This is a genomic window from Flavivirga spongiicola (genome assembly GCF_030540825.1).
In the GTDB taxonomy this organism is placed as follows: Bacteria; Bacteroidota; Bacteroidia; order Flavobacteriales; family Flavobacteriaceae; genus Flavivirga; species Flavivirga spongiicola.
Genome location: NZ_JAUOEO010000002.1, coordinates 497,830 through 523,270, shown reverse-complemented (window position 1 = coordinate 523,270; position 25,441 = coordinate 497,830). Strand labels below are relative to the sequence as shown.

The following is a 25,441-nucleotide window of genomic DNA, read 5'->3' as shown; positions in this document are numbered from 1 at the left end:
ATATACAAGACCACTAAACTTACCTCCCGAAATAATTTTAAAAATTATTCAACAAAAAAACAACCCCTGACATACTACGACACAACCTCGAATAACTTTGCATGTAAGTTTAATAATTAAATCAAATTTAAAAATGAAAAATGCAGTTAACTGGTTTGAAATCCCAGTAAAAGACTACCAAAGAGCCAAACAATTTTATGCTACCGTTATTGGTACAGAAATTATTGACCATCCTATGCCAGAAGACAATATAAAATATGGTGTATTTGCTTACGATATGGAAAACAAAGGTGTTGGAGGTGCCATAATCCAGGGAGAAGGACAAAACCCAACAGCAGATGGTGCGACTATCTATTTGAATGGTGGAGACGATTTAAGTGCGCCACTTTCAAGAGTAGAAGCTAATGGCGGTAAAATACTCATGCCAAAAACGGATATCAACGAAAATGGATTTATAGCGCAGTTCATAGATACCGAAGGCAATAGAGTAGCATTACATTCTATGATGTAATACTAAACAGATCATGGAAGTGGTATAAAATTTATTCAATCAAAAACGAATGCCAGTTATTAATTGGTAAGTGGTATAAAGATAGTGGATTGCCAAGCGGTTCACTATCTTTGTTATTATGTCTCAATTATCAAGACTCATAGCGATATTAACCCTGTTAAAATCTAAACGCCTTTTAACAGCAAATGAACTTGCTAAAAAGTTTGAAGTGAGCATAAGAACCATTTACAGAGACATTAGAAAGCTTGAAGAAGCCGGTATACCCGTCACTACCATTGAAGGTAGAGGCTATTCTTTAATGGATGGATACTCTGTTGCTCCTGTACAGTTTACCGAAAAGCAGGCCAATGCCTTAATCACTGCAGAACAATTAATAAATCAATCAAAAGATGCCTCTTTCGTCGAAGATTTTAATGACGCTTTAACTAAAATCAAATCCGTTTTTAGAACGTCCATCCAAGAAAAAAGTGAATTGCTACAAAGTAAAATTCATATTTTTAATCCAACTTACGAGAACATTTCCAGCAATGCCCTTTCCGAAATACAATTGGCTATTACTAATTTTAACCGTATAGAAATTAATTACTGTAAAGTAAATGATACTAATGTTTCTTTCAGGAAAATAGAGCCCTACGCCATGTATTCTACCCAACACAAATGGATCCTTATTGCTTGGTGTCACTTACGACAAGATTACCGTGCTTTTAGGGTTGATAGAATACAACATTTTAAAATTCTACAAGAAAAGTTTGAAGACAGAAAATTTAACCTTCAAGCTTATTTTCAATCCTGTCCTTACAACGAAAAGTAAAGCATAATTTACGTATTTTTAATGCATAAAATTCTTTCTATTAAAAATAATAAAACAGTAATTATCCTTTTGAAAATAACAGGAAAGAACGACCAGTATTCATAAAAAATGACAAAACGAATTATAGGAATAGACGTAGCAAGAGCCTTGGCTATTATCGGAATGATTATTGTTAATTTTAAAATGGTACTTGGTCATGAAGGTGATAGTTGGATGCAATCTTTTTCAAATATTTTTGACGGTAAAGCCGCAGCAACTTTTGTTGTTTTAGCTGGTATTGGATTAGCATTTATGACTAATTCCTCAATCAAAAATAACGACGAATTAAAATTAAAAAAGTCAAAAAAGAGCATTCTAAAAAGAGCGTTATTCCTTTTTACTGTTGGCCTTTCATATATATACATTTGGCCTGCAGATATTTTACATTTTTATGGAATTTACATGCTCCTAACGTTACTTTTTATTAAGAGTAGACCAAAGATCATATTACTCTTTTCTGTATTTCTTATTTTTATTTATCCCATACTCATGTTCTTTTTTAACTATGATACTAACTGGAATTTCACAACTTATACGTATCAAGACTTTTGGACATTGAAAGGTTTTTTTAGAAACCTTTTTTACAATGGTTTTCATCCAGTGATACCTTGGGCATCATTTATGCTTATTGGCTTATGGTTTGGAAAACAAGATCTAAATAATGACAAATTCATAAAAAGATCACTTTGGGTAAGCTTATCTATTTTTATACTTGTACGTTTAACTTCTGCATTATCAATTTATTTTCTATCTGAAGGGAATGAAAGCATAGCTAATGAATTATTACAAGTTCTTGGAACAAGTCCCATGCCTCCGTTACCGGTTTATATGTTATCAGGAAGCAGTATTGCCATTTTTATTATCTCTATTTGCATTTTAATATCACGTAAATTCAATAATAATAGTATTATTATAGCTCTAACAAAAACAGGGCAGTTAGCACTTACATTTTATGTAGCCCACGTTATTATTGGGATGGGATCTATGGAAATATTTAGTGCAACAGAATTAGGAATGTACTCATTGAATTTCTCTATAGTTTATGCTTTTATATTTAGTCTGCTTTGCATTATTTTTGCAGTAATATGGACAAAGTATAAAAAATTAGGCCCATTGGAATGGGTCATGAGAAAACTGACTAGCTAAAACATGTGCTCAACTTGATTGGGTATAATTTAAATATAAATGCATACATGAAGGTTCTTTCTACCAACATCGCTAAACCAACTTCCGTTATTTGGAACGGAAAAGAGTTAATTACTGGTATCTATAAAAAACCAACAAACAAACCTATTTATTTAGAAAAAGAAGGCGTAAAAAATGATGAAGTATCAGATAAAAAAGTACATGGTGGCGTATTTAAAGCATGTTATATATTTTCTGATGAACATTACTCTTATTGGAAAAATCGATACCCAAATTTAAATTGGGATTATGGTATGTTTGGTGAAAACCTTACTATTTCTGGTTTAAACGAAAAGGAGATCTATATTGGTGATATTTATGAAGTTGGAGATGCCTTAGTGCAAGTGACACAACCTCGTGAGCCTTGTTTTAAATTCGGTATTAAATTTGAAACTCAAAAAGCATTAAAAGAATTTATAGAGCACGGTTATCCAGGTACTTATGTACGTATTTTAAAAGAGGGACTTGTAAAAAATGGAGATGCTTTTAAACTTGTTAAACAAGCAAAAAATAGCCTAACCACATGGCAGCTTTTTGATTTACTGTTTTCAAAAAACAAAAATGAAGCTTTAATTAAGTTAGCTATAGAGAATGAGGCCTTACCATTAAGGAAACGAGAGAAATTAAAAAAACTCATAAAATAGCAGCGTTATATTTTGGTGTATCTTTGCGGCATAAAATTCCAATATGTCATTTAAAGACTTACAATTAAACCGGCCTATTTTAAGAGCTATTGCAGAAACCGGTTATGATGAACCAACGCTTGTTCAAGAAAAAACGATTCCTTTAGTTTTAGATAAAAAAGATGTTATTGTTTCGGCTCAAACAGGTACAGGAAAAACAGCCTCTTTTGCTTTACCAATTTTACAGCTGTTATTTGATAAACAAGATGCTTCAAAAAAAGGAAAAAAAATTCGTGCTTTAATTGTAAGCCCAACCCGTGAATTAGCCATACAAATTGGAGAAAACTTTAAAAACTATAGTACTTACACTAATTTAAGAAGCACTGTAGTTTATGGAGGTACTTCTATCGAGCCTCAAAAAGATATTCTAAAAAAGGGTGTAGATATATTAATTGCAACACCTGGGCGCTTACTCGACTTACACAAACAGGACATGGCTAATCTAGACTATGTAGAAACTTTAGTGCTAGATGAAGCCGATTTAATGTTGGATATGGGTTTTATTGATGATGTAAAGAAAATTGAACGTCTTTGTACCAAAGAAAAACAAACTTTACTATTCTCTGCTACCATACCTTACAAAGTAGAACAGTTAGCGAACACCATTTTAAGAGTACCAGAACGTGTTGAAGTAGCTCCAAATTCTTCAACTTCAAAAAATGTCAATCAAGTACTTTATTATGTGCCAAAACGTAATAAAATGGAATTGTGCTTGCACTTACTAAGAAACACTATAAAAGGGAGCATCCTTATTTTTAGGCGTACGAAGTTTGGTGTCGAAAAATTAGAACAAACATTATTAAAAAATGGCTATAAGGTAGATAGCATTCACGGGGATAAAAGCCAGAATTTAAGACAAGAAGCCTTAAAAAATTTCAAATCAAACAACGTTAATATTCTAATTGCGACTGATGTTGCTGCACGTGGTATTGATATTAATAATTTAGATGCTGTTATAAATTTCGATTTACCCAACGTACCGGAAACTTATGTACATAGAATAGGACGAACTGCCAGAGCTGGAAATACAGGCGCATCTTATTCATTTTGTTCTGCAGATGAAAAAAATTACGTAAAAACAATTCAGCAGCTTATTCAGGTTCAAATAGATATTATTGAAGACCACCCTTACCCTTTAGACCCCAAAGCAAAGCCTATTATTCATAAATCTAAAAAAACAGGTAGCAAGTATAAAAAGGGGCGTAAAAGTGAAGCTTCCAAAAAGAAAAAGAAACGTTGGTACTAATTTCTCAATATTTCTGTTATATAATACATACCTTTCGTAAAAATTAAGACCGTACCAGTTCTGTTACAAAATAGAATTAGACTAGCTTTATAATTTTATATAGGTGTCTCTCAATAAAGATAAATGAATTTTACAAACCCGTTAGTTTATGGTATTCCATGTTTTTTAGGACTTATTTTAGTCGAACTCACCTATAGTAAAACACACGACCACAAAGACCTCTATAAATGGAAAGATTTAATGTCGAGTCTAACTATGGGTATTGGATCGGTCGTTTTAGCCCCCTTAATCAAAACTGTTTCGGCTATTATAATTTTTAATTATTTATACGAATTGTGTAATCCTATAATTGATGGTGTACGTACAAATATTATGGGGTGGCAATCTTTTGGTTACTCCTGGCCTATTTGGTTAATTTGTCAATTTTTAGATGATTTCACATATTACTGGTTTCACAGACAAAATCATATGGTACGTTTTTTATGGGCAGCGCATATTGTACATCATTCTTCCGAAAACTTTAATTTGGGAACTGCTGTTCGCAATGGTTGGTTTACAATTTTGTACAAACCTTTATTTTATATGTGGTTACCAATTATTGGTTTTCCCCCAGAAATGGTCATAGTTTGCTTAGGTATTGAAGCACTCTGGCAATTTCAATTACATTCTGCGTATATTCCAAAAATGGGAATCATCGAAAAAGTATTTAATACACATACCATGCATCAAGTACATCACGCCAAAAACCTGGAGTATATGGACAAAAATCATGGAGGGTTTTTAAATATATTTGATAAATTATTTGGAACCTGGAAAGAATTAGATGACAATATTGATATCGCTTATGGCGTTACAAAACCACCAAATTCTTATAACCCCTTGGTTATATTAACACACGAATACAAAGATATTTGGAATGATATGAAAAAAACCCCTAACTTATATTATAAGTTCATGTATGCTTTTGGCCCTCCCGGATGGAGTCATGATGGAAGCTCATTGACTATCAAACAAATGAGAAATCAACAAAAATCAGAAAAGCTAGTTAGAAATAATGAATTAACCCCTTCTACGACTTAAATTATGAGTGCTATTCAAAAAATCATAGATCAATTAGAATTACAATCACATCCTGAGGGTGGTTATTTTAAAGAAGTTTATAGAAGCAAAGGAACTATTAACAAAGAAAACCTAGGTCAGGATTTTTCTGGACAACGAAACTACGCTACGTCCATTTACTTTCTTTTAACTTCTGAATTTTTTTCTGCATTCCATAGAATTAAGCAAGACGAAATTTGGCATTTTTACAAAGGAGCACCTTTAAAACTTCATATAATTTCTGATGATGGTATTTATTCTAATGTTATTATAGGAAATGATATAGAAAAAAAGCAAAACCCTCAATTTGTAGTAAAGGCTAAAGATTGGTTCGCTGCTGAAGTTCTTGATAAAAACTCATATGCTTTAGTAGGCTGTACAGTCTCTCCCGGTTTCGATTTTAATGATTTTGAACTCCCTAAAAGAGACATGCTCATTTCAAAGTTTCCTGAACATAGCCATATAATTACTGCTTTTACAAGGTTTTAGTTCTGCAGTCTTTGGTTAAAATGATTCTTTAAATAAAACACCTGTACACATAGCATGAATCCAAAAAGTACAACAGCATAAGTAAGCGTATTTGACACTGAAAATCCTGAAAATAGATTTATTATTTTGTTATTAGATAGCAAACTTAAATCTAAAGCATCGAACCAACTTGTTGATCCTTCCTGAATACCGAGAAGCATGTATGCCATTAGAGCTAAAAATATTATAGAAATAACAATCCACCCCTTTTTAGATATTAAAGGCTTATATTCTGTAACACTATTATTGCTTAACTCTGTAACTTGTGACATGACTGAAGCAGTAAAATTAAAAGAAGGCCTCTCTAAATGAGTGTCTTTCATTACTTTTTTCGCTAAATTATCTAAATATTTATCTGCGTTCTCTTTCATAATGTCCAATTATTTCTGGTTCTAATCGTTCTCTTAAAATAGTTGCCAACTTTTTTCTACTTCTAAACAATTTAACTTTCACATTATTGGGTGTTAAACCCATAGTTTTGGAAATTTCTTCTAAAGATTGGTCTTCATAATAATATAAAGTTAGTAAAAAACTATCATCACTTGGTAATAAAGTTATACACTCTTGAATAGATTGTTCGCGTTCTTTATTCTCTAAATGATCCAAAGCATTATCAATTGTTTTTACTTGATGCTCAGTAAATTCGTCAATGGCAACATCATTAAAATGTTTTTTATTCTTTTTTAACCTATCTAAACTCGTATTATAAGCAATTTTATAAATCCAAGTTGAAAACTTAGAATCGCCTTTAAACCTATTTAATGATTTATATGCTTTTATAAAAGTGTCTTGTGCTACTTCTTCGGCTTCTTCCCTATTCTTAAGCATACGTAGCGTTAAAGTAAATACCAAATCCTTATAACGTTCTACCAATACTTCAAAAGCATTCGTATCGCCATCAATAATTAGATTGATATAATGTTGGTCGTTGGTGGTCATTTTAATGTAAGACGACTATATACTCTTTAAGGTTACACTAGGAACTCATTTAAATTTTTTATAATTGGCTAAAAGTTTAAACCAATTCCAGAATAAAAAATATTTTTTCAAAAAAAAGTGTAACCAAAATTAAGAACATGTCGTCATAAGCTATGAACAGTTTAAAATTAATCAATTAAAAACAAACAATTATGGGATCAGAATTAATCATAGTGCCAATTATATTTGGCGCCATCTTTGGCGTATTTTATTTATATTTTTCAACACGTAACAAAGAACGCTTAGCACTTATAGAAAAAGGAGCAGATGCTACTATTTTTGTTAAAGGGAAAAGCAAAAGTTATACGGCACCCGTTTGGAAAGTATTAATATTAAACCTATCTCTATTGTTAATGGGAATAGGTATAGGAACATTCATTGCATCCATTTTAGAAAATTATACAACCATAGAGGAAGGACCACTATATGTAGGTAGTATTTTCTTAATGGCCGGCGTTGGTTTATTTGCTGGCTTTAATATGACTAAAAACCTTGATAAAGAATAGTATAATTATTCATCAATCAAAAAATTAAAGCCTGCTTTTTAAAAGGCAGGCTTTTTTATTTAATAGGGAAATCAAAATAAGTATTAGGGTAAGGTTCTCCTCGTAACGTAAAATGCCACCATTCCTTAGGGTAATTTCTAAAACCATGTTTTAGCATAACAGTTTGTAGCAATTGTCTATTAGTTTTTTGTTTATCAGTAATCTTTTCATAATTCACCCAAGATTCTTGTCCAAAATAATCATAAGCACTCCCCATATCCAATGCTTTGCCAGTATTACCATCAATTATCGTTAAATCTACAGTACTCCCTCTACTATGTCCAGATCTTGAAGCTATATATTGTTCTTTAAACAAATACTTCTTTTTTATATCGGGGTAAAATAGATGCTTAGCTATAGTATCATTTAAATCTTTAGCCCAAATAATGAAATGATTTACAGATCGCTGCGGTCTGTAACCGTCATAAACTTTTAAGCATAAATTCTGTTCCTGTAACTCTTCATGTACTAACTTCAACCTATTTGCTGTTTCTTTTGTTAGTATGAGTTTATTTGATTGATAACCATCAATAGGTGTTCCCACAAAATTATTTGAAGTATAATATCTCAACTCCACATCTAAATCTGGAATAATATCATGAACATATACAAACCCCTTTTCTAATTGCCCAAAGGAAAAAGCATAATAAAACATAACTAGAAGTGTAAATAATTTTCTCATAATTTTAGTTATAGCAACTGATTTTCAAAATGGCACATAAATAATTTAAATTATATGCGTTATCTTTTGAGGTTTAATTGGTATTGTAAGCTAATGTAAATAAATTATCAATGCATTAAAAATTGGGCACAAAAAAACCGAGTTCCCTCAAACTCGGTTTTCTTTCAATTTGCTTTTTTATTATGAAGCTAGATTTAGGGTCTCTATATCGTACATCATAATGCAAATATTAATTAATTAATCCATTGAACTAAAAAGTGTGTTATTTAGTACACTTCAAAAGTAAAATTATAATTCTTTGCAAACGATAAAATACTAATAAAATCGATGAAATACATTAAATTTTAACATTTAAAGACAAAAACAACATAAATATCGACGAAATACACATTATTATCCTTAAATATTAACATAAAAATACCTCATATGTAATAAAAAAAGCATCCTGAAAAGGATGCTTTTTTACTAACTAACTAACTAACTAACTAACTAACCAAAAATATGAATTACATTTAAAGTTTAAAGTAACCACTCAATAAACTTTTTAATTAAATATAATTACTTTCTATACATCAACATCCGTGCCAAACTCAAATAAATCCTTTTTAAATTTTCTATATATTGCAATTTTTAATCGTTAAAACCTATTATGAATAATCAACCTCTATTTACTAATGACACCATTGCTTTTGGATTACTAATGCTTATGCTGGCATTAGTTTTTTATACATCCTCAATAAAAAAAGGGTTTTGGGCTAAGTTTTACAGCATAGTACCAGCTCTTTTAATGTGTTATTTACTACCAGCAGTTCTAAATTCACTGGGACTAATCTCTCCTGAAACATCAAAAATTTATAATATTTCTAAAGACTACTTATTACCAGCAGCATTGGTTTTAATGACGCTAAGTCTAGATTTAAAATCTGTATTCAACTTGGGCCCTAAAGCATTGATCATGTTTTTTACAGGAACTATAGGCATCGTTATTGGAGGACCAATTGCCATACTTTTAGTATCAATGGTAAGCCCTGAAACGGTTGGAGGTGCAGGCCCTGATGCTGTTTGGCGTGGCCTTTCTACTTTAGCAGGAAGCTGGATTGGCGGAGGAGCAAATCAAACAGCCATGTATGAAATATTTAAATACAATCCAGAAAAATACGGCGCTATGATTCTTGTAGATATCGTTGTAGCTCAAATATGGATGGCGGTTTTATTATTTGGGATCGGACAAAAAGATAAAATAGACAAATGGCTTAAAGCCGATAATACCGCCATTGAAAAACTGAAACAAAAAGTTATTAGCTACGAAAAAAGTGTTTCAAAAACTCCTAATCTAACAGATTATATGATTATGTTCGGAATTGCTTTCACTGTAGTTGGTATAGCCCATTTTGGATCAAATAAAATGTCTACTTTTTTAACTACTAATTTTGAGGTTTTTAATGATAAAACCTCTGCCTTAGCATCTTTTACCTCTACTTTCTTTTGGATGATTACCATTGCAACCGTTTTAGGAATTATTTTATCATTTACAAGAGCAAAAAAATATGAAGGTGCAGGAGCTAGTAAATTAGGGAGTATTTTTATTTACATTTTAGTCGCAAGTATTGGTATGAAAATGGATTTGGGCTCCATCTTTGAAAACCCTGGACTGCTAGTAATAGGACTTATTTGGATGGCTATACATGTGTTTCTACTTATCGTTATTGCCAAAATTATTAAAGCACCATATTTCTTTTTAGCTGTTGGTAGTAAGGCAAACGTTGGTGGAGCTGCATCTGCGCCCGTTGTTGCTGCAGCTTTTCATCCATCATTAGCAACAGTTGGAGTATTACTGGCTGTTGTTGGATATGCCATTGGTACATTTTCTGCCTTACTCTGTGCTACTTTAATGGAATTAGCTTCGGTTGCAGGTTAGTTTTAAATAATATTTTTAGATATTTGCGCTCCTAAATTAATTTTAAAATGAAAAAATTCTTATTCTTGTTTTTAGCTTTTTTAATAATCTCCTGTAATGAAAAACAGCATGATTTAATAGTTAAAGGAAATATTAAAGATTTAAAAAAAGGAACTATTTACCTTAAAAAAGTAAATGATACTGTTTTGGTAACTGTTGATTCTTTAGTTGTAAATGGTAATTCCCAATTCGAGTTGCATTCTGATTTAGAATCCCCAGAAATATTCTTTTTGTACTTAGACAAGAATAGTACAGAAAAAGATAGAATTACTTTTTTTGCAGATAAAGGCATCACAGAAATTAATACGACATTAAAAAACTTTGTTTTTGATGCAAAAATTAACGGTTCTGATCAACAAAAAACATTAGAAGAATACGAAGCTATTATGTTTAGAATGAATAATAGGAATTTAGATATCATAAAGGAACATTTTGATGCTCATAAAAACAACGATACAGTAAAAATTAGAGCTCTTGAAAAAGAGTCAGATAATTCATTAAAAAGGAAATACTTATATACTGTAAACTTTGCATTAAATAATAAGGATAGTGAAGTAGCTCCTTATCTTGCTCTTTCAGAAGTTTATAATGCCAGAATTCATTTTTTAGATACTATAAATAATAGCTTAACACCAAAAGTTAAAAATTCTAAGTATGGCAAAGAACTGCAATCGTTTATTGATAAAAGAAAAGCTTCGGGAAAAGAAAATTGAAGTTTTTAAAACCCAAATAAAAGTATAACGATTGGCGTCGACTTCTATCTTATTTATACCAATTTAATTGTAAATGATTAATTATTATGGTCAGACTTGTTCTGACCATAATACATATAATAAAGAATCTTCTCTTGCTAGTCTTATGCTATGCTATTTTTTGTGAAGGAATATAAAAAAGACTGCTTTGCTATATGCATTTAAATGACACTTTTTAATTAGCCTCTGGTAAATATTAAGAACATAAAAATACCATAAGCAAAAACTAAAAAAAAGCCCTTTCCTCTACTTATTTGTAATTTCTTTGGCAAAAATATTATTGGTATTAAAATAAAGCTAAAGCCTAACATCCAAAAAATATCATGAGACAGTATTTGAGGTTCAGTAACTGTAATAGGCTTTACCATAGCTGTTAAACCCAAAACTGACGCTATATTAAAAATATTAGATCCTATTAAATTACCTAACGAAATGGCTTTTTCTTGCTTTGCAGCAGCAATAACAGATGCCGCTAATTCTGGTACACTAGTACCTATGGCAATTAAAGACACTCCAATTACTGCTTCGCTAACCCCAACTGAACGGGCAATTTCTTTTGACCCTTCTACTAACCATTCGCTTCCAAAATATAAAGCTGCCGCTCCAATAGCTAACCAAATAAATATTTTAAAATTTGAAACTACCGCTAAAGCTTCATCAACTTCTTCTACATCTGTGTCTTTTTTTCCTTTTTTAATCAATGTATATAAAAAGAAAATAAGACCAATGAATAAAATCCCTCCCTCTATAGCAGTAAGAATATGATCATTTTTAAGAAAATAATATAAAACTATTGAGAAGATCATCATAACCGGCCAATTAAGCTTGTAAAATGATTTATCAACCGCTATAGCACCAACCATAGCAGTAACACCAAGTACCAAACCGATATTGGCAATATTAGAGCCTACTACATTATTAATTGCTATAGCCGGCGATCCCGATAACGCGGCTTGTAAACTTACCAATAGTTCTGGAGCTGAGGTTGCAAAAGATACCACTGTCATACCAATGACCATTTTAGATATACTAAACTTAAATGATAATGCGACAGACGAACGCACAAGAAACTCCCCCCCTATTACCAGCAATGTAAAACCAAGGATGACCCAAAGTATACTCATAAAAATATTTTTTTGCGAAGATAGTATAAGAAGTGGTTTAAATTTTTTACAATTGACTACAAAATGTTTTTTTTTACCCATATTTTATCCTTTTTTCGTTCCTAGCGCAGCTATGCAACTCAAAAAAGACTATATCTGGATATAAAATCCAGATGTTTTGCTTCAATCAAAAAAACGTAAACCACTTCTTAATGAAAGTTTGAAGAGAAAAGTGATTTTTTCAGTTGAAAACTTAAAATACAGTTAAATAACTATTATTTTAGTTGTATAACTATAAAAATAGTTATACGTTTGTAATGTGTTTAGGATAAAGCAATTTGTTTAGCCCCTTTGACCTGCTGAAAATTTCTGTGCAAAAAAAAAAAATCAGGTTGCCAAAGTCTAACGCCTGTGAAACGCAACGCTAACAAAATTAGAATAATAAGATTTCCTCCTACGAGGAAATGGAAAAACTAGTAATTATGGAAAAATTAACAAACAAGGAAGAGGAAATTATGCATGTTTTATGGAAGCTTGAAAAGGCTTTTGTTAAAGATGTATTAGCCGAAATTAAAGATGACAAACCTCATTATAATACACTTTCTACTATTATTAGAAATTTAGAGGATAAGGGCTATGTTGCTTATAATGCCTTTGGAAAAACCCACCAATACTACCCAATTGTTAGCAAAGAGGATTACAAGAAAAAGTTTATGAATTTGGCGATAGACCATTATTTTAATAATTCTTATAAAAATATGGTATCGTTTTTTGCTAAGGAAGAAAAAATTAGCGTGGATGAACTTAAAGAGATTATTGCACTCATTGAAAAAAACAACTAACCGTGGAATATTTATTAAAAGTTAGTGCCGTCATTGCTATTTTTTATTTGATTTACAAAGTTTTTTTACAACGTGACACTTTTTTTGAATCAAACAGAGGCTTTCTTTTGTTGGGCTTAATGACTTCATTTATTGTTCCTTTTTTAGTCATTCCTATATATATTGAATACACCCCTACTTTAACAACAAATTATAGTTTTGGTGATACTACTGTCCTTGAAAACACTGAAGAATCTTTTAATATTATAGACTATCTTCCTTTTGTTTATTTAGCGGGTGTCCTTTTCTTTTCCTGTCGTTTCATTGTACAATTTGTGTCATTATCCACCTTAATTTTCAAAAATAAAAGTGAAAAGCAAAATGGTTTTACGTTTATAAAAATCAGTACTAATATTTCTCCTTTTTCATTTTTTAACTGGATCGTTTATAATCCAACTCAATTTGGCAAAACGGAGTTGAATCAAATTATCACACATGAAAAAGTACATGTACGACAATATCATTCTATAGATATCTTATTAACACAACTTTCTTGCATTGTGCTTTGGTTTAATCCGTTCATATGGTTCTATAGTAAAGATGTAAAACAAAATTTAGAATTTATAGCAGACCAAAAAGCACAAAGCAAATTTAGCTGCAAAAAAAGTTATCAAACGACATTGCTAAAAACAAGCTTGCCACCTCATCAAATGGCTTTAAGCAACAATTTTTATAATTCATTAATCAAAAAACGCATCATTATGTTACACAAATCGAAATCAAAAAAAATCAATTTAATAAAGTATGCCTTTGCAATTCCTTTGCTAGCCATGTTTTTAATAAGCTTCAATACTGAGGAAATTTATGTTGCTAAAGTTTCAAAGAATAGTGATTCTAACATCGTTGAAAATCAAGAAAATAAAACATCCGATGGCATTAAAATTATTTTCAACAAAGATTTATCAGATAAAGACCTAAAAAAGATTGAGAGGAAACTTAAAAAAAATGATATTAAATTTATATATACCGATCTTAACAGAAATAACGAAGGAGAAATAACTAATATCTCGACAAAGTTTGAAGTAGAAGGTGGCCATTGCACTTACAACGCCGTTAATAACCCTATAAAGTCTTTTTATTTTTACAAAAACAAAGGTCAATTTGGTGTAAGCGGTGTAAAAAAAACTACTTTAAACCCCAACCAACCAATAATAGATACTAAAAGAGTTTTGAAAAAAGATATTAAACCTTTTAGCATAACAATTACTAAAGATTTTGCAGATAATGATTTTAAAGAAGTTATAAAAAAAGGAAAAGAAAAAGGTGTTACACTTAAATTCAGTAAAATAAAACGAAATCCAAACAATGAAATCATTGCTATTCATGCTGAATTTAAAAATGATAAAGGTGCCGGAACAATTTCTTTTAATAGAGGTGCTCCTATAAAGCCTTTTATTTATTCACAAAGTAATAGCAGTTTTGGGTTTACAAAACCAATTAATTCAAATACTTACGTAATTGATTATGGAAGCAATAACAAGAAAAAGGCAAGTAGCTATTCTATTGAAGGTGACAGCATTTATATACTCAACGACAAAACATTATCGTATACTATCAAAGATAGTCAAACTCCAAAATTCTATCAAGGCTCCAAGTTAACCTCAACAGATAGCATTCATTTTAATATAAAGAACAACATAGCATATACTTCTGGTAATGTTTTGCTTAAAAGTGACTCGCTACAAACTTCAAAATGGAAAACATCAATAGGCTACCCTTCGCCAAATGCAATTAAATATAGTAATTCATTAAATATAAAAAATGAAGAAAAACCTCTTTTTATTTTAGATGGTAATGAAATGCTTGAAAGTGAAATACTAAATTTATCTCCTAATAAAATTGAGTCTATAAGTGTTTTAAAAAACGATAGTGCTATAGCTTTATATGGCAAAAAAGCTAAAAACGGAGTTGTTATCATAAGTACTAAAAAGAGCGATCAATGGAAAACTAAATTTATCCCTGGAAAACCATTAATAACCGATTCTATATATTTTAATGATGCCAAAAGTACAAAAGGAAACAAAAAATCATCATGGAAAGTTTCCGCAGAGAGAACTAATGTCGCTTTTGTATCTAAAGACACATTATTCATTAACGACAACCCAAATCTATTAGAGAAAACTGTAAAAAAATTTAATGAACATCCTCTATTCTTGTTAAATGGGAATGAAATCACCAAAAAAGAAATTGATTTAATAGACCCACAAGAAATTCATTCGGTTCGTGTTATAAAAGATAAAGAGCAAAGCATAAAGAAATACGGAAAAAAAGCAAAAAATGGTGTCGTTATAATTAAATTAAAAAATAAAAGCACAAAAAAACCCGTTGTTAAACTTGAAAGTTCTGCACTATATGTTATAAACGGTAAAGAAGTTAAAAAAGAAGATTTTGAAAAGCTTTCTCATGATAAAATTGAATCAATTAATGTTTTCAAAGATGAAATTGCTCTAAAAAAATACGGCAATAAAGGAAAAAATGGCGTTGTAGAAATTACGACTAAAGAAGAATAAAAACTATAGCAAACTAAATAATTTTAAGACACCCAATACTGGGTGTCTTTTTTTACTTTAATATTTAAAAAAGATGAAATTGATAAAAAACATCTTTTTTAAGATAAATAGTCCCTTAATAATAAAAAAAACACCAAAAACACCTCTACAATTATTACATTTTATAACAGTATTAATATTTTTTAGTTATAAAATAAAACTTAGTTAAAGAACGTCACTCTAAAACAGTAATCGATTACATTTTTTTACTTACAATTTCGCATTCAATTTCATCGATTTTCATAAAAACGTTTGGTAAACATATGGGTAAATATATATCTTCAGAAAACATTGATATAATGAACCCATTTATTAACCTTTAAAACCTAAAAAATATGATAACACTTGCCAAACTTATAATTGATGCTATACTAGTTATTATCTCAATTATATAAATTTCACTAAATGTAAAACTTAGTCTAGAATAAGTTTTACTATTTTTATAAAATGCAAAAGCAAGTATTTAAATTTTTAGCAAAGGTTAATAAAACAATTTTACCGAGTTATTCTAAACAACGATTAGACCTAGCAAAAGCAAGTAAGCTTCAAATGGCTATTATTGGTTGGAGATGGTTTGTTACTAAAAATGCTTTAGATTAATGAACTGGTTTAAACTTTTAAAATTGATTTCTTTTTGAACTTTTTTAAGCCCTATAACAATGCAGGACCGTATTGGTCTGTTTTACGTTTTTTCTTCATTGGTTCTCGACACCTTGCCTTCTATGTCATGTATATAGTGAGCGTGTGTTTTAGAATATTTTATATGTAGTAATGCAAATGTGCTTACTACCTTTTTTAGGAGGCTATGTTAGTTATTATTTTCATTCTCTTCAATCGTTCTAAAGGTCAAATTTATTCTGGGAGTATTTATTAATTTGGTTGGAGGCAATCGGTGTAACCAATAAGTTTGTGTGATATCTTTCATTACCAATAAACCACCATGTTCTAATACCAAGCTTATTTTCTCTTTGGTTTTTTTATGTTTAAAAGCAAATTTCCTTTCAGCTCCAAAACTCAAAGATGCAATGGAGCCATTCTTTTTTAAATCCTTTTCACCATCACTATGCCAAGCCATACCTTCTCCTCCATTGTGATAAAGGTTTAGTAAACAAGCGTTAAAGGTTTCACCCGTTCTACATGCTACTCTGGTTTTTAAATCCAACAATTCTTTTGTCCAATTCAATGCGAGTTTCGTGGTATTGGAATAGGTATATTCAAAAGGCTTCTCACCATACCAGGCAACTTTTCGTTTAGTTATTATTTTTTTACCAAAGATAATAGCTTCGTCATGTCGCCATTCGATAGTATTCAACAACGTTTTAAAAAAATAACCTGCTTCCTTATCTTCTAATAATTTGCCATAATAATTTACGGTTCCATCTTTTGGAAGGAGATTTTTTGTTGCGTCAATTTTTATATCAAACAAGGTCATTTTTCCATTTTTTATAATCCGCTTTCATACAATGTCCGCAAGGACGAAAATTATTTTTTAACGCTTCTTTTTCATTCGAAAAGAACACACGGTTTTCTTGTTTCATTCGTTTACCCGATTTACAATTCAAATGTCCATAAATCTTCAAATTCTTATGACCTCCAAAAATAATCTGCTTTGCTTTTATTTTTGCTCTCAAAGCAATGAACTCATTTAAACTTTTAAAATTGGCTAAAAAATTATCCTTTTGCACCCACTTTTCACCTTTTTTTTATTCCATATCGGTGCTATGCAACTCTAAAAAGCTTTCAACTGGATACAAAATGACTAATTTTCGCTTCAACCCAAAAAGTTTAAATGAGTTCAATATCTGAAATGTTTTGGTGTTTTATTACCATTAACTTATTGCATCGTGAAAAATAATACCTAAGGTATGTCTTTCTCCGTTATGTAGCTCACTTACTCCGTGCTTCATATTTACCCTGTAATACCCCTTTGTACCTTTTACAGGTCTGAAATTAGTAGTAAAAATAAGCATATCTCCTTTTTTTGGTTGTAACACAGTCGCTTTAGATTGTGCCCTTGGTATTTGCTGCGTCAGTACAAATTCCCCACCACTAAAATCGACATCTGGCTCATTTAAAAACAAAACAGTTTGAAGAGGGAAATAGACATCTCCATATAAATCTTGATGCAAGGTATTAAAACCTCCTTTACCATATTTTAAGATCAGAGTTGTTGGTTTTAGTTGGTTATTATCGTGGCATTGTTGCTGCAACTCGCTAAATGTTGTTGGAAACCGTCTATCAATTTTTAAGACCTTCATCCATAAGTTAGCAATTGGTACTAACTTTGGATACATCTGTTCGCGTAAAATTTGAATGGTTTTTGGTAGTGGGTAATCAAAATATTTGTATTCGCCCAAACCAAAACGATAACGTTCCATTACAACCGTTTTTCGATAGCCTTTTTCATTTTCATACAAGCTTTTCAACTCTTGACATAACATACCTGAAAGGAACTTTGGAACAATAGCATATCCTTTTTCGTGTATATCTACCGCCATTTTATTCCAATCAATGGCTTCTATATTTGAAATTAAATCTTCCATGCTATCTATTTACTTTAGCAGCTTCCCAACCAATTATTGCAGATTTTCGGGTATTTCCCCACATATATCCTCCAATATCTCCTGTCGATTTAATAACGCGATGGCAAGGAATTATAAAGGCTACAGGGTTATTTCCTATGGCCGTTCCTATAGCTCTTGAAGCTTTGGGCTTATCAATCATTTTCGCAATTGAACCATATGTAGATAGATTTCCCATAGGAATTTTTAAAAGTGTTTCCCATACTTTTAATTGAAACGGCGTTCCATTTAAATGTAATTTTATTTGATTGAGCTTACTCCAATCGTTTTGAAAGATAAACAAAGCATTTTGTTGAGCAACATCAACAACCTGATTGTAATTAGCATTTGGAAAACGGTTATTTAGCTTTGATAATGCTTTGCTTTTATCTTCGAAGAAAGCCATATGACAAATACCTTTTGAAGTGGATGCCACCATGATATTTCCAAACGGGCTTTCGGCAAAACTATAGTTTATATGAAGGTTTTCTCCTCCTTTTTTAAATTCGCCAGGGGTCATTCCTTCAATATTGATGAACAAATCATGCAAACGACTTGTTCCAGAAAAACCAGTTTGGTAGGCAGTATCAAATAATGTAGCTTGCTTGTCTTTTAATAATTGTTTAGCATATTCAATACTAAGATACTGCATGAACTTTTTCGGACTCACACCTGCCCAATCTGTAAATAAACGTTGGAAGTGGTGTGGACTTAAATGAACACTTTCCGCAATATTGTTTAAAGAGGGTTGTTTCTTAAAATTTTTTCTGATATAATTAATGGCTTCTGCAATTCGATTATAATTAATTTGTTCTTGCTCTGTCATTTCTTTGAATTTTATGATACAAAAGTATCTTACCTTAAAAGATCATAAAACCCGATTCTTGCTAAACACCTTTTTATTTATGTTTTTAGTTGAGGGAAATCAGTTATGATTTTAAGCAGAATAGTAAAATTAATTATATCGTTGTTCTATGATCTAATTTTCAGCAAAGATTTGTTTATTTAAGAGATATCATTAATCTTAGCAGATATTAGAGCATGTAATACTTTCCTTGCCAAAGATTTTTTTCTTTTAATTTTTTGTCAATTTTAGCAGCTATTTCAAAATTTTTCAACCCTCCCCATTTTGGAGCAATAAGTAGGTCTGCAGGTGATTGACTTATAAAACGCTCAATAATAATATCAGATCGTAGTAATGATATAAATTCGCTAATAATATCAATATAATCTTCCAAATTAAACAAATCAAATTGTTTTGGATTGTTTTTATATTGAAAGGCCATCATGGTATGCTTAACAATTTGTAAATGATGTAGTTTTAATGAATGTATTGGAAGTTTAGATAGCTCTTTTGCATGGTTTAAAATATCCTCTTTTGATTCTCCTGGTAAGCCAATAATTAAATGAGCTCCTAGACGCAAACCTTTATCTTTGGCAAGATTATATGCCTTCTGAGTTTCTTCAAATGTGTGACAACGATTAACAGCCTCTAAAGTTCTATTTAATGTGCTTTCAACACCAAATTCTAATGATATGAAATAGGTTTGAGATAACTCAGACAAGAAATCAATTAATTCAGTACTAATACAATCTGGTCGAGTACCAATTACTAAACCCACTACTTCGGGGTGACTTAAAGCTTCTAAATATAACTTTTTAAGAGATTCAATATCTGAATACGTATTAGTATACGCTTGAAAGTACGCTAAGTATTTTTTTTTATTTCCTTTTCTTGAAAAAAACTCAATACCTTGATTTAGCTGTTCAGAAACACTTTTTTGAGGTTTGCAATAATCTGGGTTAAAAGAGTTATTATTGCAGTAAGTACAGCCTCCCGTTCCTTTACTTCCATCTCTATTAGGGCATGTGAAACCTATGTCAATAGATATTTTTTGTACTGGTTCTAAAAAATGTGATTTTATAAACGAACCAAAATCATTGTATTCCTTACTTCCGTTAAATTTCATGTAAGAGATCAGAGTTAAATATTAATTTAATTCTGCAAAAATACCTTAGACAATAATGGGATATTATGATTTTTGTAAGGTAATCTTAATTAATAAAGAATTTTTTAAAACGAACTATCCCCGAGGCAGAGCCATAGAAGTATTTCGCTCGTTTCATTTTGACTTTTGAGTCAAAATTCAAAATTCTGTATTTAGATTCCCATTTTATTCATTGTCTTAACATTATATAATAATGAATTCATGAATCTTGCGATTTCACGGGAATGACAATCCTGCCTGCCGGCAGGCAGGTTCAACGGAAACCCCGACGCAGAGCGTCGAGGAATTCTTTTCGATTAAAAACTTTGGAGTTAGATTTTCTGTGATTCATTCCTGACCTTGGCAGAATATTTTTTATTGTTTTTTGTCTTGCATAGTGACTGCTTTTAGTTCTTTTAATTTAAACTCACCATTTTTGGTTTCAAACCGAGCAATTTCTTTGTTTGCTGGTGTTACCTCATCATAGTGTTTTTGCAAGGTATTATTAATCTGAAATAATTTCTCAGGGATATTTATAACCTTATTCAACGATGAAGTCGTGTAACTTTTTGCGCCAGATTGCTTGGTCGTTAATTCATAAGTCGTATTTGTTTTATTATACATTTTAGTATTTCCAAGTCTGTCAGGCTGCTCTATGCTTTCTTCCAAAGTGCGTTTTATTTTTGAAATTTTATTAAAATCCATGGGTGATGGCAAATAGTTGAGGGTTTGTATATTAGTCAAAGCATTAACACTAAGAATTTGCTTTTCAAGTTTTTTGCTGTCATCTACATTTGATGCGAGATCACTATATGCTTTAAAGAATTGTACTTGGACAACCTCTTTAGGTATGTGTTTGTACATCAAATTTTGAACATCTGAAAAATCATCAATGAATTTAGAAATATCAATTTGATCGGTTATCAGAGGGTGTTGCTTGTCCCTCATTCTATTCCTTAACTCTATCAATTCTCCGTAATGATTAAATGACTTACGTTGCTTAGCTGTCATTTTAGAAACGAGTCTTTCTTTTAGTTTCTTGTACAGGTCTGCTGCACTAGTCATTTGATCTAAACCGAGGTAATCCTGAATAGCCTTAAAATAAGTGTTTATAGCATCATTATCTCTCTCTGATTTCTCATATATGGTGGCCAGCATAGTTCTTAATTTCGGCTTGACTGTTTCTCCAAACCTAGGATCGAAATGATGGTCCACTCTACCCATCATAGGGTTAAAAACGTGCTCAAGCTGAAAGCGTGCATTTCTGGCACCACGTCCATCCCATTTACTCTTGTCTTTATAGAAGATCGTTCCAAGAGTGATATGATACCTTCTAATCATTCGCAAGTCCTTTTCGGAGTATTCATTACCCAAAGATTTTCTTCCATAGGATTGACCTTTGCCTTCGAACAGGAATACGATCAATTTATTAAGTTTCGCCTTGTCTGGGTCCATTTTTGGGTAGAGGTCATACATTTCAGCCAGATCCGATGCGACTTCAGTAAAGAAAGCACGGTCATAGTTTTTACTAAGGCTCAAGGCTCTGTTCCAATGAGCCTCAGAGGTCTTAAAATCACTCTTAAAATACGCGGTTTCTCCTTTTTTCTTATACAATCTTAATAATACGTATAAGGGACCAATTTCAATTTCTTCATTGGAAACAATTAAAGAAGGTCGTTTATTAATCCAAAACTTTGGTTGGGCTATGCTTCTAGGGCGTTCGGCTTCAAAAATTGTTTTGAGTTCTTTCATAGCTTCTTCAATTCTTTTCGCCATAGGCTCACTTCTACTGCCTTTAGGAAACAGGGCAAGACGAAATCTATCAACCTGCGCTGGATCCATCCAACCGTTGTTCGCCAATACATTCGCCCAAAGGATAAGGGATTCATTAGCTTTTCGATAAGCTTTCTCTTTTAAAGCCAGAGATAATTCTTTTCTGAGTAGCTTTTCGGCGTAATTAGGAGCATCAATCTCTTGGCAGTTAAAAGCAAATTTCCGGATGGAGTTTCCACTATCACAGATAAAATCTTTTCGTACATATAGATCGACTAAGGCACCACATGCCTTTTTTGAAAATGGATCTTCAGAATAAGCCCTGCTATAGTATTGGCAGGATTTAGATAAATTTTTATTCTTCTTGTAAAGATCCCCTATTTTAATCAGGTAATCGGTCCGTTTTGATGGGTAGGTATTCGCTAAATCCTCTAACCTCTCAACTGTAGATGACAGAGCTCCGCGTTCAGCATCAAGTTTTTCTAAATTGGTTAAAGCGGACTTACTGTTGGGATATATTTCAAGGACTTTCTTATAGTAAAAAGCCGCAGTGTCTCGGTAATTAATACGTGTTATGTCTTCTTCCTTTCGTGCAGTTCGCTGATAGAGATAGGCTTTAGCAAAATTCAGACCAGCACGACATTTCTCTGGATCATTAAAACTTTGGCATTTACGCAAGCTGCTATCAATGAAAATTGAAGCTTTTGTAATTTTATCTTTAGCATTTAGATCCTCAATTTTTAAATTAATGTCTTTTACAAAGTTTATACTACTGCTGTATTCAACCTGGCCAGAACCATCTTGCGCAAAGCAGAACGTACAGAATAACATACATACAAGCAAACATATAGTAGATAGCATTCTCATATTAATCATCATTATTAATTTCATTTAATAGATCCGCAGTGGTAGATTCTTCCGTCTCAACGTTAGGATCTCTGTCATAAGTCAAAACATAGATTTCACCTTTAACAAACTCAGTGTATTTTGAATTTGTAATGTCGATCATAAAAAAATCCAACAGCTCACAATTAGGGTTCTCGTTTCTAAGAACTTCCCAAGTTGGACGATCGACAAGACCAGTACAATGTACATTTTCTGCAGAATAATTTCGTGGCAACCCTGAACTTAAACGGCCTTCAAGTTTCACCGAAAACTGAGTGCCATCTGTTCGCAATTTTAAATCTTTTGATTGAAAAGGGACAATAAGATCCCTGAGTTCATCAGCCTCCCTATGGAATACATGCGCGCAATCTGTTAGTGTTATAGGGACTTCATTAAACAAGTCGGTAACAAACTTATGCTGAAATGAGCTTGGCAAAAACTTATCCCAATCTTCCTCAAATTTGTCAATAATATCCTCGGCTGAAGCAGACCTAAATACATTAAATTCCTCCCGATCCATAAACACCCATGGTTCAGAAGTCTTAATATTATCAGGTGTGTTCAGTGTAAATGTCAATATGTGGTCCTTTCCTTCATCAGTAGCCAATTTTTGAATGGTCTGGAATCTGATATCGAATTGATAATCGCTAGACTCTGTACCAAAATCAATAAATCCAATATATTTATTTAGATGATTGATTAAAATAGAGCGTATCTCGGTCTGAAGTAAATCGATATCATCCTCAAAGAAATCAAAAAACAGGCCGTCTTCTTCAAATTGAAAATTGACCTGTACATTCGGTTTTTGCGCATGCCCATGAAGTATACAAAGCATCAAAATGCTAATGATGCATATAGTTATCGTTTTCATATTTTATAGCCTTTTATTCCATATTAATGCGTAAATCGTTATTGTCTTTGTTTATTATTATGGAACCTTTAAATTTTTCGTTTTTATTATTGGATGCCTTGACTACGTTTACCTTGATCGTATCTCCCAGATTAAGTTCAGCATACTCTAGTTGCTTAGTTTGATTCCAGTAATCTGACCATTTTTCATCATAGGTACCATCTGGAAATTCTGCCCTATATTTAGTACGCCATAAGTCCAGATGTTTCTCTTTAAAAATAAAATTTCTCTTACCAATAGTCAGGCTTCCAACCGTGCTATCTAAAACAATATTATTGAAAACCGTCTGTCTGTTCTGGGTTTTATCAGGCGCGTTAATAATCTCAATATTTATGAGATACCTATGGCTTATTTTAGCATATTCGAAATCGAATCTAATAAGTGCAATAGGCTCCATACTAAAGTCTGAAGGATAGAAATATTCTTTTTTTAAGGAGCTAAATGGTTTTACGCTGTCATAGATAACCTCATGCCCTTCTACCATTAGCTTTATTCGGTTCCCACTTAGATTAGTGGGTAATGTGAATCGCGTCCGTCCTTCGTTATCGAGCTCTTTTCGTAAGGTGTCTGTATAATTATTATTATGAATCACTCTAACAATAATAGCTTCTGACCCTGGTTTTCCATAGATCCATACGGAAGCATAGCAAGTCCACACAAGGATTGTGAGAATAGTCAAAATACTTAGCACCGGGGTACATAAAAAGAACCGTCCAGCTTTAGTCTTAAGGTCTCCGGTCTCCTCACTTATATGCCTGCCCAGCCAGTTAACCAGTAAGGAATTCACCATACCATATACGAGCATGGTTACAGCAAAAACGCCAGATTTCCATAATAGACCATAATGATAAAAGACCCACCAAATGATCAAAAGCATAAGTATGGCAAGTAAGGCTACCCGCTTGCCGTACTTTCTAAGGAAAGGATATCTGGGATATTCTTTTTTATATTGACGTTTAATTTTTGTCTTGTGATGTTTGCTGTTAAGCAATAGAAAAAGGTCATTAAGACCATCATCGCTCCATTTTTTGAAGACCCGCCAAATAATCTCAGTTGGTATAATATAGGCGCCATGATCATCATTAGGGTTTTGAGTCATTTGGACCAGACCAATTAATTGCCCGCTTTGTCGTTCAATCAAACCTGCACCACTCATTCCGTGACGAATCGGACCGCCCTTAAAAATCAATTTTCGGGTGATACCATCAACTTGTTCACCTCCATAAATTAAAAGAATCTCTTCTGATATTTGTCGTTTAAGATCTGCATCTTTTTTATGAAAACCAAAGGCTGAAAACTGTTTATCCTCCAAATGGGTCATCGGTGCTAAATACGGCTCCAATTGGATACTTGGATGTTCAGTATGATCCAATTTCAAAGCGGCAATATCCGGGTATTCCTTTGATCTCAGTTGAGCTTCTGATGAACTTCCAAGAACGGAATTTTCAGGTTCCAGATAAAGTTTAGAAATATAAATTTCATCAGTACTAAAAGTTACATTTTCTTTATCTTCACTAGCACCCGGAAAGATTACACTAATGCTTTTATTGCTGTCATAAGTAGCTCTGACCACATGCGCACACGTGAGTATCCAACCCGATGCAATTAGTACACCAGTTCCGATATTTGATCCAGCTTTGATCTTTACAGTTCGCGACTGAACTAGATTGCTGAAGGAGTCTGCCATTATACCTGAATTTGCATCGAAAATATACGAATAAATCAGCTTACGTACAAATAGACTGACAAAAATTTAGAGTATATTTATACATTATT

General features: G+C 31.9%; 25 protein-coding genes. 13 read left to right on the top strand and 12 right to left on the bottom strand.

Annotation, left to right across the window (positions count from 1 at the left end; translation table 11 throughout):
* The first annotated feature begins 133 nt into the window (after nt 1-133).
* From Q4Q47_RS22150 to Q4Q47_RS22120, 7 genes are all read left to right on the top strand, one after another.
* Nucleotides 134-511: a VOC family protein gene (locus Q4Q47_RS22150; protein ID WP_303308912.1), complete on the top strand. Its 378-nt coding sequence runs from the start codon at nt 134-136 to the stop codon at nt 509-511.
* Between the two features lie 118 nt (nt 512-629).
* Nucleotides 630-1,322 (top strand): helix-turn-helix transcriptional regulator, encoded by a 693-nt coding sequence (locus Q4Q47_RS22145; protein ID WP_303308911.1) that lies wholly within the window; start codon nt 630-632, stop codon nt 1,320-1,322.
* Between the two features lie 108 nt (nt 1,323-1,430).
* Nucleotides 1,431-2,507, top strand: a complete 1,077-nt coding sequence (locus Q4Q47_RS22140; RefSeq protein WP_303308910.1) for a DUF418 domain-containing protein — start codon at nt 1,431-1,433, stop codon at nt 2,505-2,507.
* A gap of 47 nt (nt 2,508-2,554) precedes the next feature.
* Nucleotides 2,555-3,190, top strand: coding sequence for an MOSC domain-containing protein (locus Q4Q47_RS22135; RefSeq protein WP_303308909.1), 636 nt, complete (start codon nt 2,555-2,557; stop codon nt 3,188-3,190).
* Nucleotides 3,191-3,233: 43 nt separating this feature from the next.
* Entirely contained in the window at nt 3,234-4,475 is a 1,242-nt protein-coding gene (locus Q4Q47_RS22130) for a DEAD/DEAH box helicase (protein WP_303308908.1), read from the top strand.
* Between the two features lie 123 nt (nt 4,476-4,598).
* Complete coding sequence (locus Q4Q47_RS22125; protein ID WP_303308907.1) at nt 4,599-5,555, top strand: sterol desaturase family protein; 957 nt, start codon at nt 4,599-4,601, stop codon at nt 5,553-5,555.
* Nucleotides 5,556-5,558: 3 nt separating this feature from the next.
* On the top strand, nt 5,559-6,062 hold the full coding sequence (locus Q4Q47_RS22120; RefSeq protein ID WP_303308906.1) for a cupin domain-containing protein: 504 nt from the start codon (nt 5,559-5,561) through the stop codon (nt 6,060-6,062).
* On the opposite strand, the gene Q4Q47_RS22115 is transcribed toward Q4Q47_RS22120, so the two are convergent.
* Entirely contained in the window at nt 6,059-6,472 is a 414-nt protein-coding gene (locus tag Q4Q47_RS22115) for a hypothetical protein (RefSeq protein WP_303308905.1), read from the bottom strand. The genes Q4Q47_RS22120 and Q4Q47_RS22115 overlap by 4 nt on opposite strands.
* Nucleotides 6,453-7,040 carry an RNA polymerase sigma factor gene (locus tag Q4Q47_RS22110; RefSeq protein WP_303308904.1) on the bottom strand — a complete coding sequence of 196 codons (588 nt, stop codon included), beginning with the start codon at nt 7,038-7,040 and terminating at the stop codon, nt 6,453-6,455. Before Q4Q47_RS22110 ends, Q4Q47_RS22115 begins: the two co-directional genes overlap by 20 nt.
* Before the next feature lie 191 nt (nt 7,041-7,231).
* Here Q4Q47_RS22110 and Q4Q47_RS22105 point away from each other — a divergent pair, with 191 nt between their 5' ends.
* Nucleotides 7,232-7,585: a DUF6249 domain-containing protein gene (locus tag Q4Q47_RS22105; protein WP_303308903.1), complete on the top strand. Its 354-nt coding sequence runs from the start codon at nt 7,232-7,234 to the stop codon at nt 7,583-7,585.
* Between the two features lie 55 nt (nt 7,586-7,640).
* On the opposite strand, the gene Q4Q47_RS22100 is transcribed toward Q4Q47_RS22105, so the two are convergent.
* Nucleotides 7,641-8,306: a M15 family metallopeptidase gene (locus tag Q4Q47_RS22100; RefSeq protein WP_303308902.1), complete on the bottom strand. Its 666-nt coding sequence runs from the start codon at nt 8,304-8,306 to the stop codon at nt 7,641-7,643.
* Nucleotides 8,307-8,955: 649 nt separating this feature from the next.
* On the opposite strand from Q4Q47_RS22100, the gene Q4Q47_RS22095 reads away from it, so the two are divergent.
* Both Q4Q47_RS22095 and Q4Q47_RS22090 read left to right on the top strand, forming a co-directional pair.
* Complete coding sequence (locus tag Q4Q47_RS22095) at nt 8,956-10,224, top strand: DUF819 family protein (RefSeq protein WP_303308901.1); 1,269 nt, start codon at nt 8,956-8,958, stop codon at nt 10,222-10,224.
* A 47-nt stretch (nt 10,225-10,271) separates the two neighbouring features.
* The gene (locus tag Q4Q47_RS22090) at nt 10,272-10,976 is read left to right on the top strand and encodes a DUF4369 domain-containing protein (protein WP_303308900.1); all 705 of its coding nucleotides are present in this window, start codon (nt 10,272-10,274) and stop codon (nt 10,974-10,976) included.
* 218 nt (nt 10,977-11,194) lie between these two features.
* Here Q4Q47_RS22090 and Q4Q47_RS22085 read toward each other — a convergent pair whose 3' ends face one another.
* Nucleotides 11,195-12,139 (bottom strand): calcium/sodium antiporter, encoded by a 945-nt coding sequence (locus tag Q4Q47_RS22085; protein ID WP_303308899.1) that lies wholly within the window; start codon nt 12,137-12,139, stop codon nt 11,195-11,197.
* A 461-nt stretch (nt 12,140-12,600) separates the two neighbouring features.
* On the opposite strand from Q4Q47_RS22085, the gene Q4Q47_RS22080 reads away from it, so the two are divergent.
* The 3 genes from Q4Q47_RS22080 (at nt 12,601) to Q4Q47_RS22070 (ending at nt 16,148) form a co-directional block, all read left to right on the top strand.
* Nucleotides 12,601-12,960, top strand: coding sequence for a BlaI/MecI/CopY family transcriptional regulator (locus tag Q4Q47_RS22080; protein WP_303308898.1), 360 nt, complete (start codon nt 12,601-12,603; stop codon nt 12,958-12,960).
* A 2-nt stretch (nt 12,961-12,962) separates the two neighbouring features.
* Entirely contained in the window at nt 12,963-15,509 is a 2,547-nt protein-coding gene (locus Q4Q47_RS22075) for a M56 family peptidase (protein ID WP_303308897.1), read from the top strand.
* A 486-nt stretch (nt 15,510-15,995) separates the two neighbouring features.
* Nucleotides 15,996-16,148: an SsrA-binding protein gene (locus Q4Q47_RS22070; RefSeq protein ID WP_303308896.1), complete on the top strand. Its 153-nt coding sequence runs from the start codon at nt 15,996-15,998 to the stop codon at nt 16,146-16,148.
* 208 nt (nt 16,149-16,356) lie between these two features.
* Here Q4Q47_RS22070 and Q4Q47_RS22065 read toward each other — a convergent pair whose 3' ends face one another.
* The 8 genes from Q4Q47_RS22065 to Q4Q47_RS22030 form a co-directional block, all read right to left on the bottom strand.
* Complete coding sequence (locus Q4Q47_RS22065) at nt 16,357-16,980, bottom strand: alpha-ketoglutarate-dependent dioxygenase AlkB family protein (RefSeq protein ID WP_303308895.1); 624 nt, start codon at nt 16,978-16,980, stop codon at nt 16,357-16,359.
* Nucleotides 16,967-17,179: an Ada metal-binding domain-containing protein gene (locus tag Q4Q47_RS22060; RefSeq protein WP_303308894.1), complete on the bottom strand. Its 213-nt coding sequence runs from the start codon at nt 17,177-17,179 to the stop codon at nt 16,967-16,969. Before Q4Q47_RS22060 ends, Q4Q47_RS22065 begins: the two co-directional genes overlap by 14 nt.
* Nucleotides 17,180-17,377: 198 nt before the next feature.
* Nucleotides 17,378-18,091 (bottom strand): 2OG-Fe(II) oxygenase, encoded by a 714-nt coding sequence (locus Q4Q47_RS22055; protein ID WP_303308893.1) that lies wholly within the window; start codon nt 18,089-18,091, stop codon nt 17,378-17,380.
* A gap of 1 nt (nt 18,092) precedes the next feature.
* Nucleotides 18,093-18,935 carry a bifunctional helix-turn-helix domain-containing protein/methylated-DNA--[protein]-cysteine S-methyltransferase gene (locus tag Q4Q47_RS22050; RefSeq protein WP_303308892.1) on the bottom strand — a complete coding sequence of 281 codons (843 nt, stop codon included), beginning with the start codon at nt 18,933-18,935 and terminating at the stop codon, nt 18,093-18,095.
* Between the two features lie 208 nt (nt 18,936-19,143).
* Nucleotides 19,144-20,079 carry a TIGR01212 family radical SAM protein gene (locus Q4Q47_RS22045; RefSeq protein WP_303308891.1) on the bottom strand — a complete coding sequence of 312 codons (936 nt, stop codon included), beginning with the start codon at nt 20,077-20,079 and terminating at the stop codon, nt 19,144-19,146.
* 393 nt (nt 20,080-20,472) lie between these two features.
* On the bottom strand, nt 20,473-22,548 hold the full coding sequence (locus Q4Q47_RS22040) for a tetratricopeptide repeat protein (protein WP_303308890.1): 2,076 nt from the start codon (nt 22,546-22,548) through the stop codon (nt 20,473-20,475).
* Between the two features lie 190 nt (nt 22,549-22,738).
* Nucleotides 22,739-23,626 carry a hypothetical protein gene (locus Q4Q47_RS22035; protein WP_303308889.1) on the bottom strand — a complete coding sequence of 296 codons (888 nt, stop codon included), beginning with the start codon at nt 23,624-23,626 and terminating at the stop codon, nt 22,739-22,741.
* A 13-nt stretch (nt 23,627-23,639) separates the two neighbouring features.
* Entirely contained in the window at nt 23,640-25,352 is a 1,713-nt protein-coding gene (locus Q4Q47_RS22030; protein WP_303308888.1) for a S1 family peptidase, read from the bottom strand.
* Nucleotides 25,353-25,441: the final 89 nt, after the last annotated feature.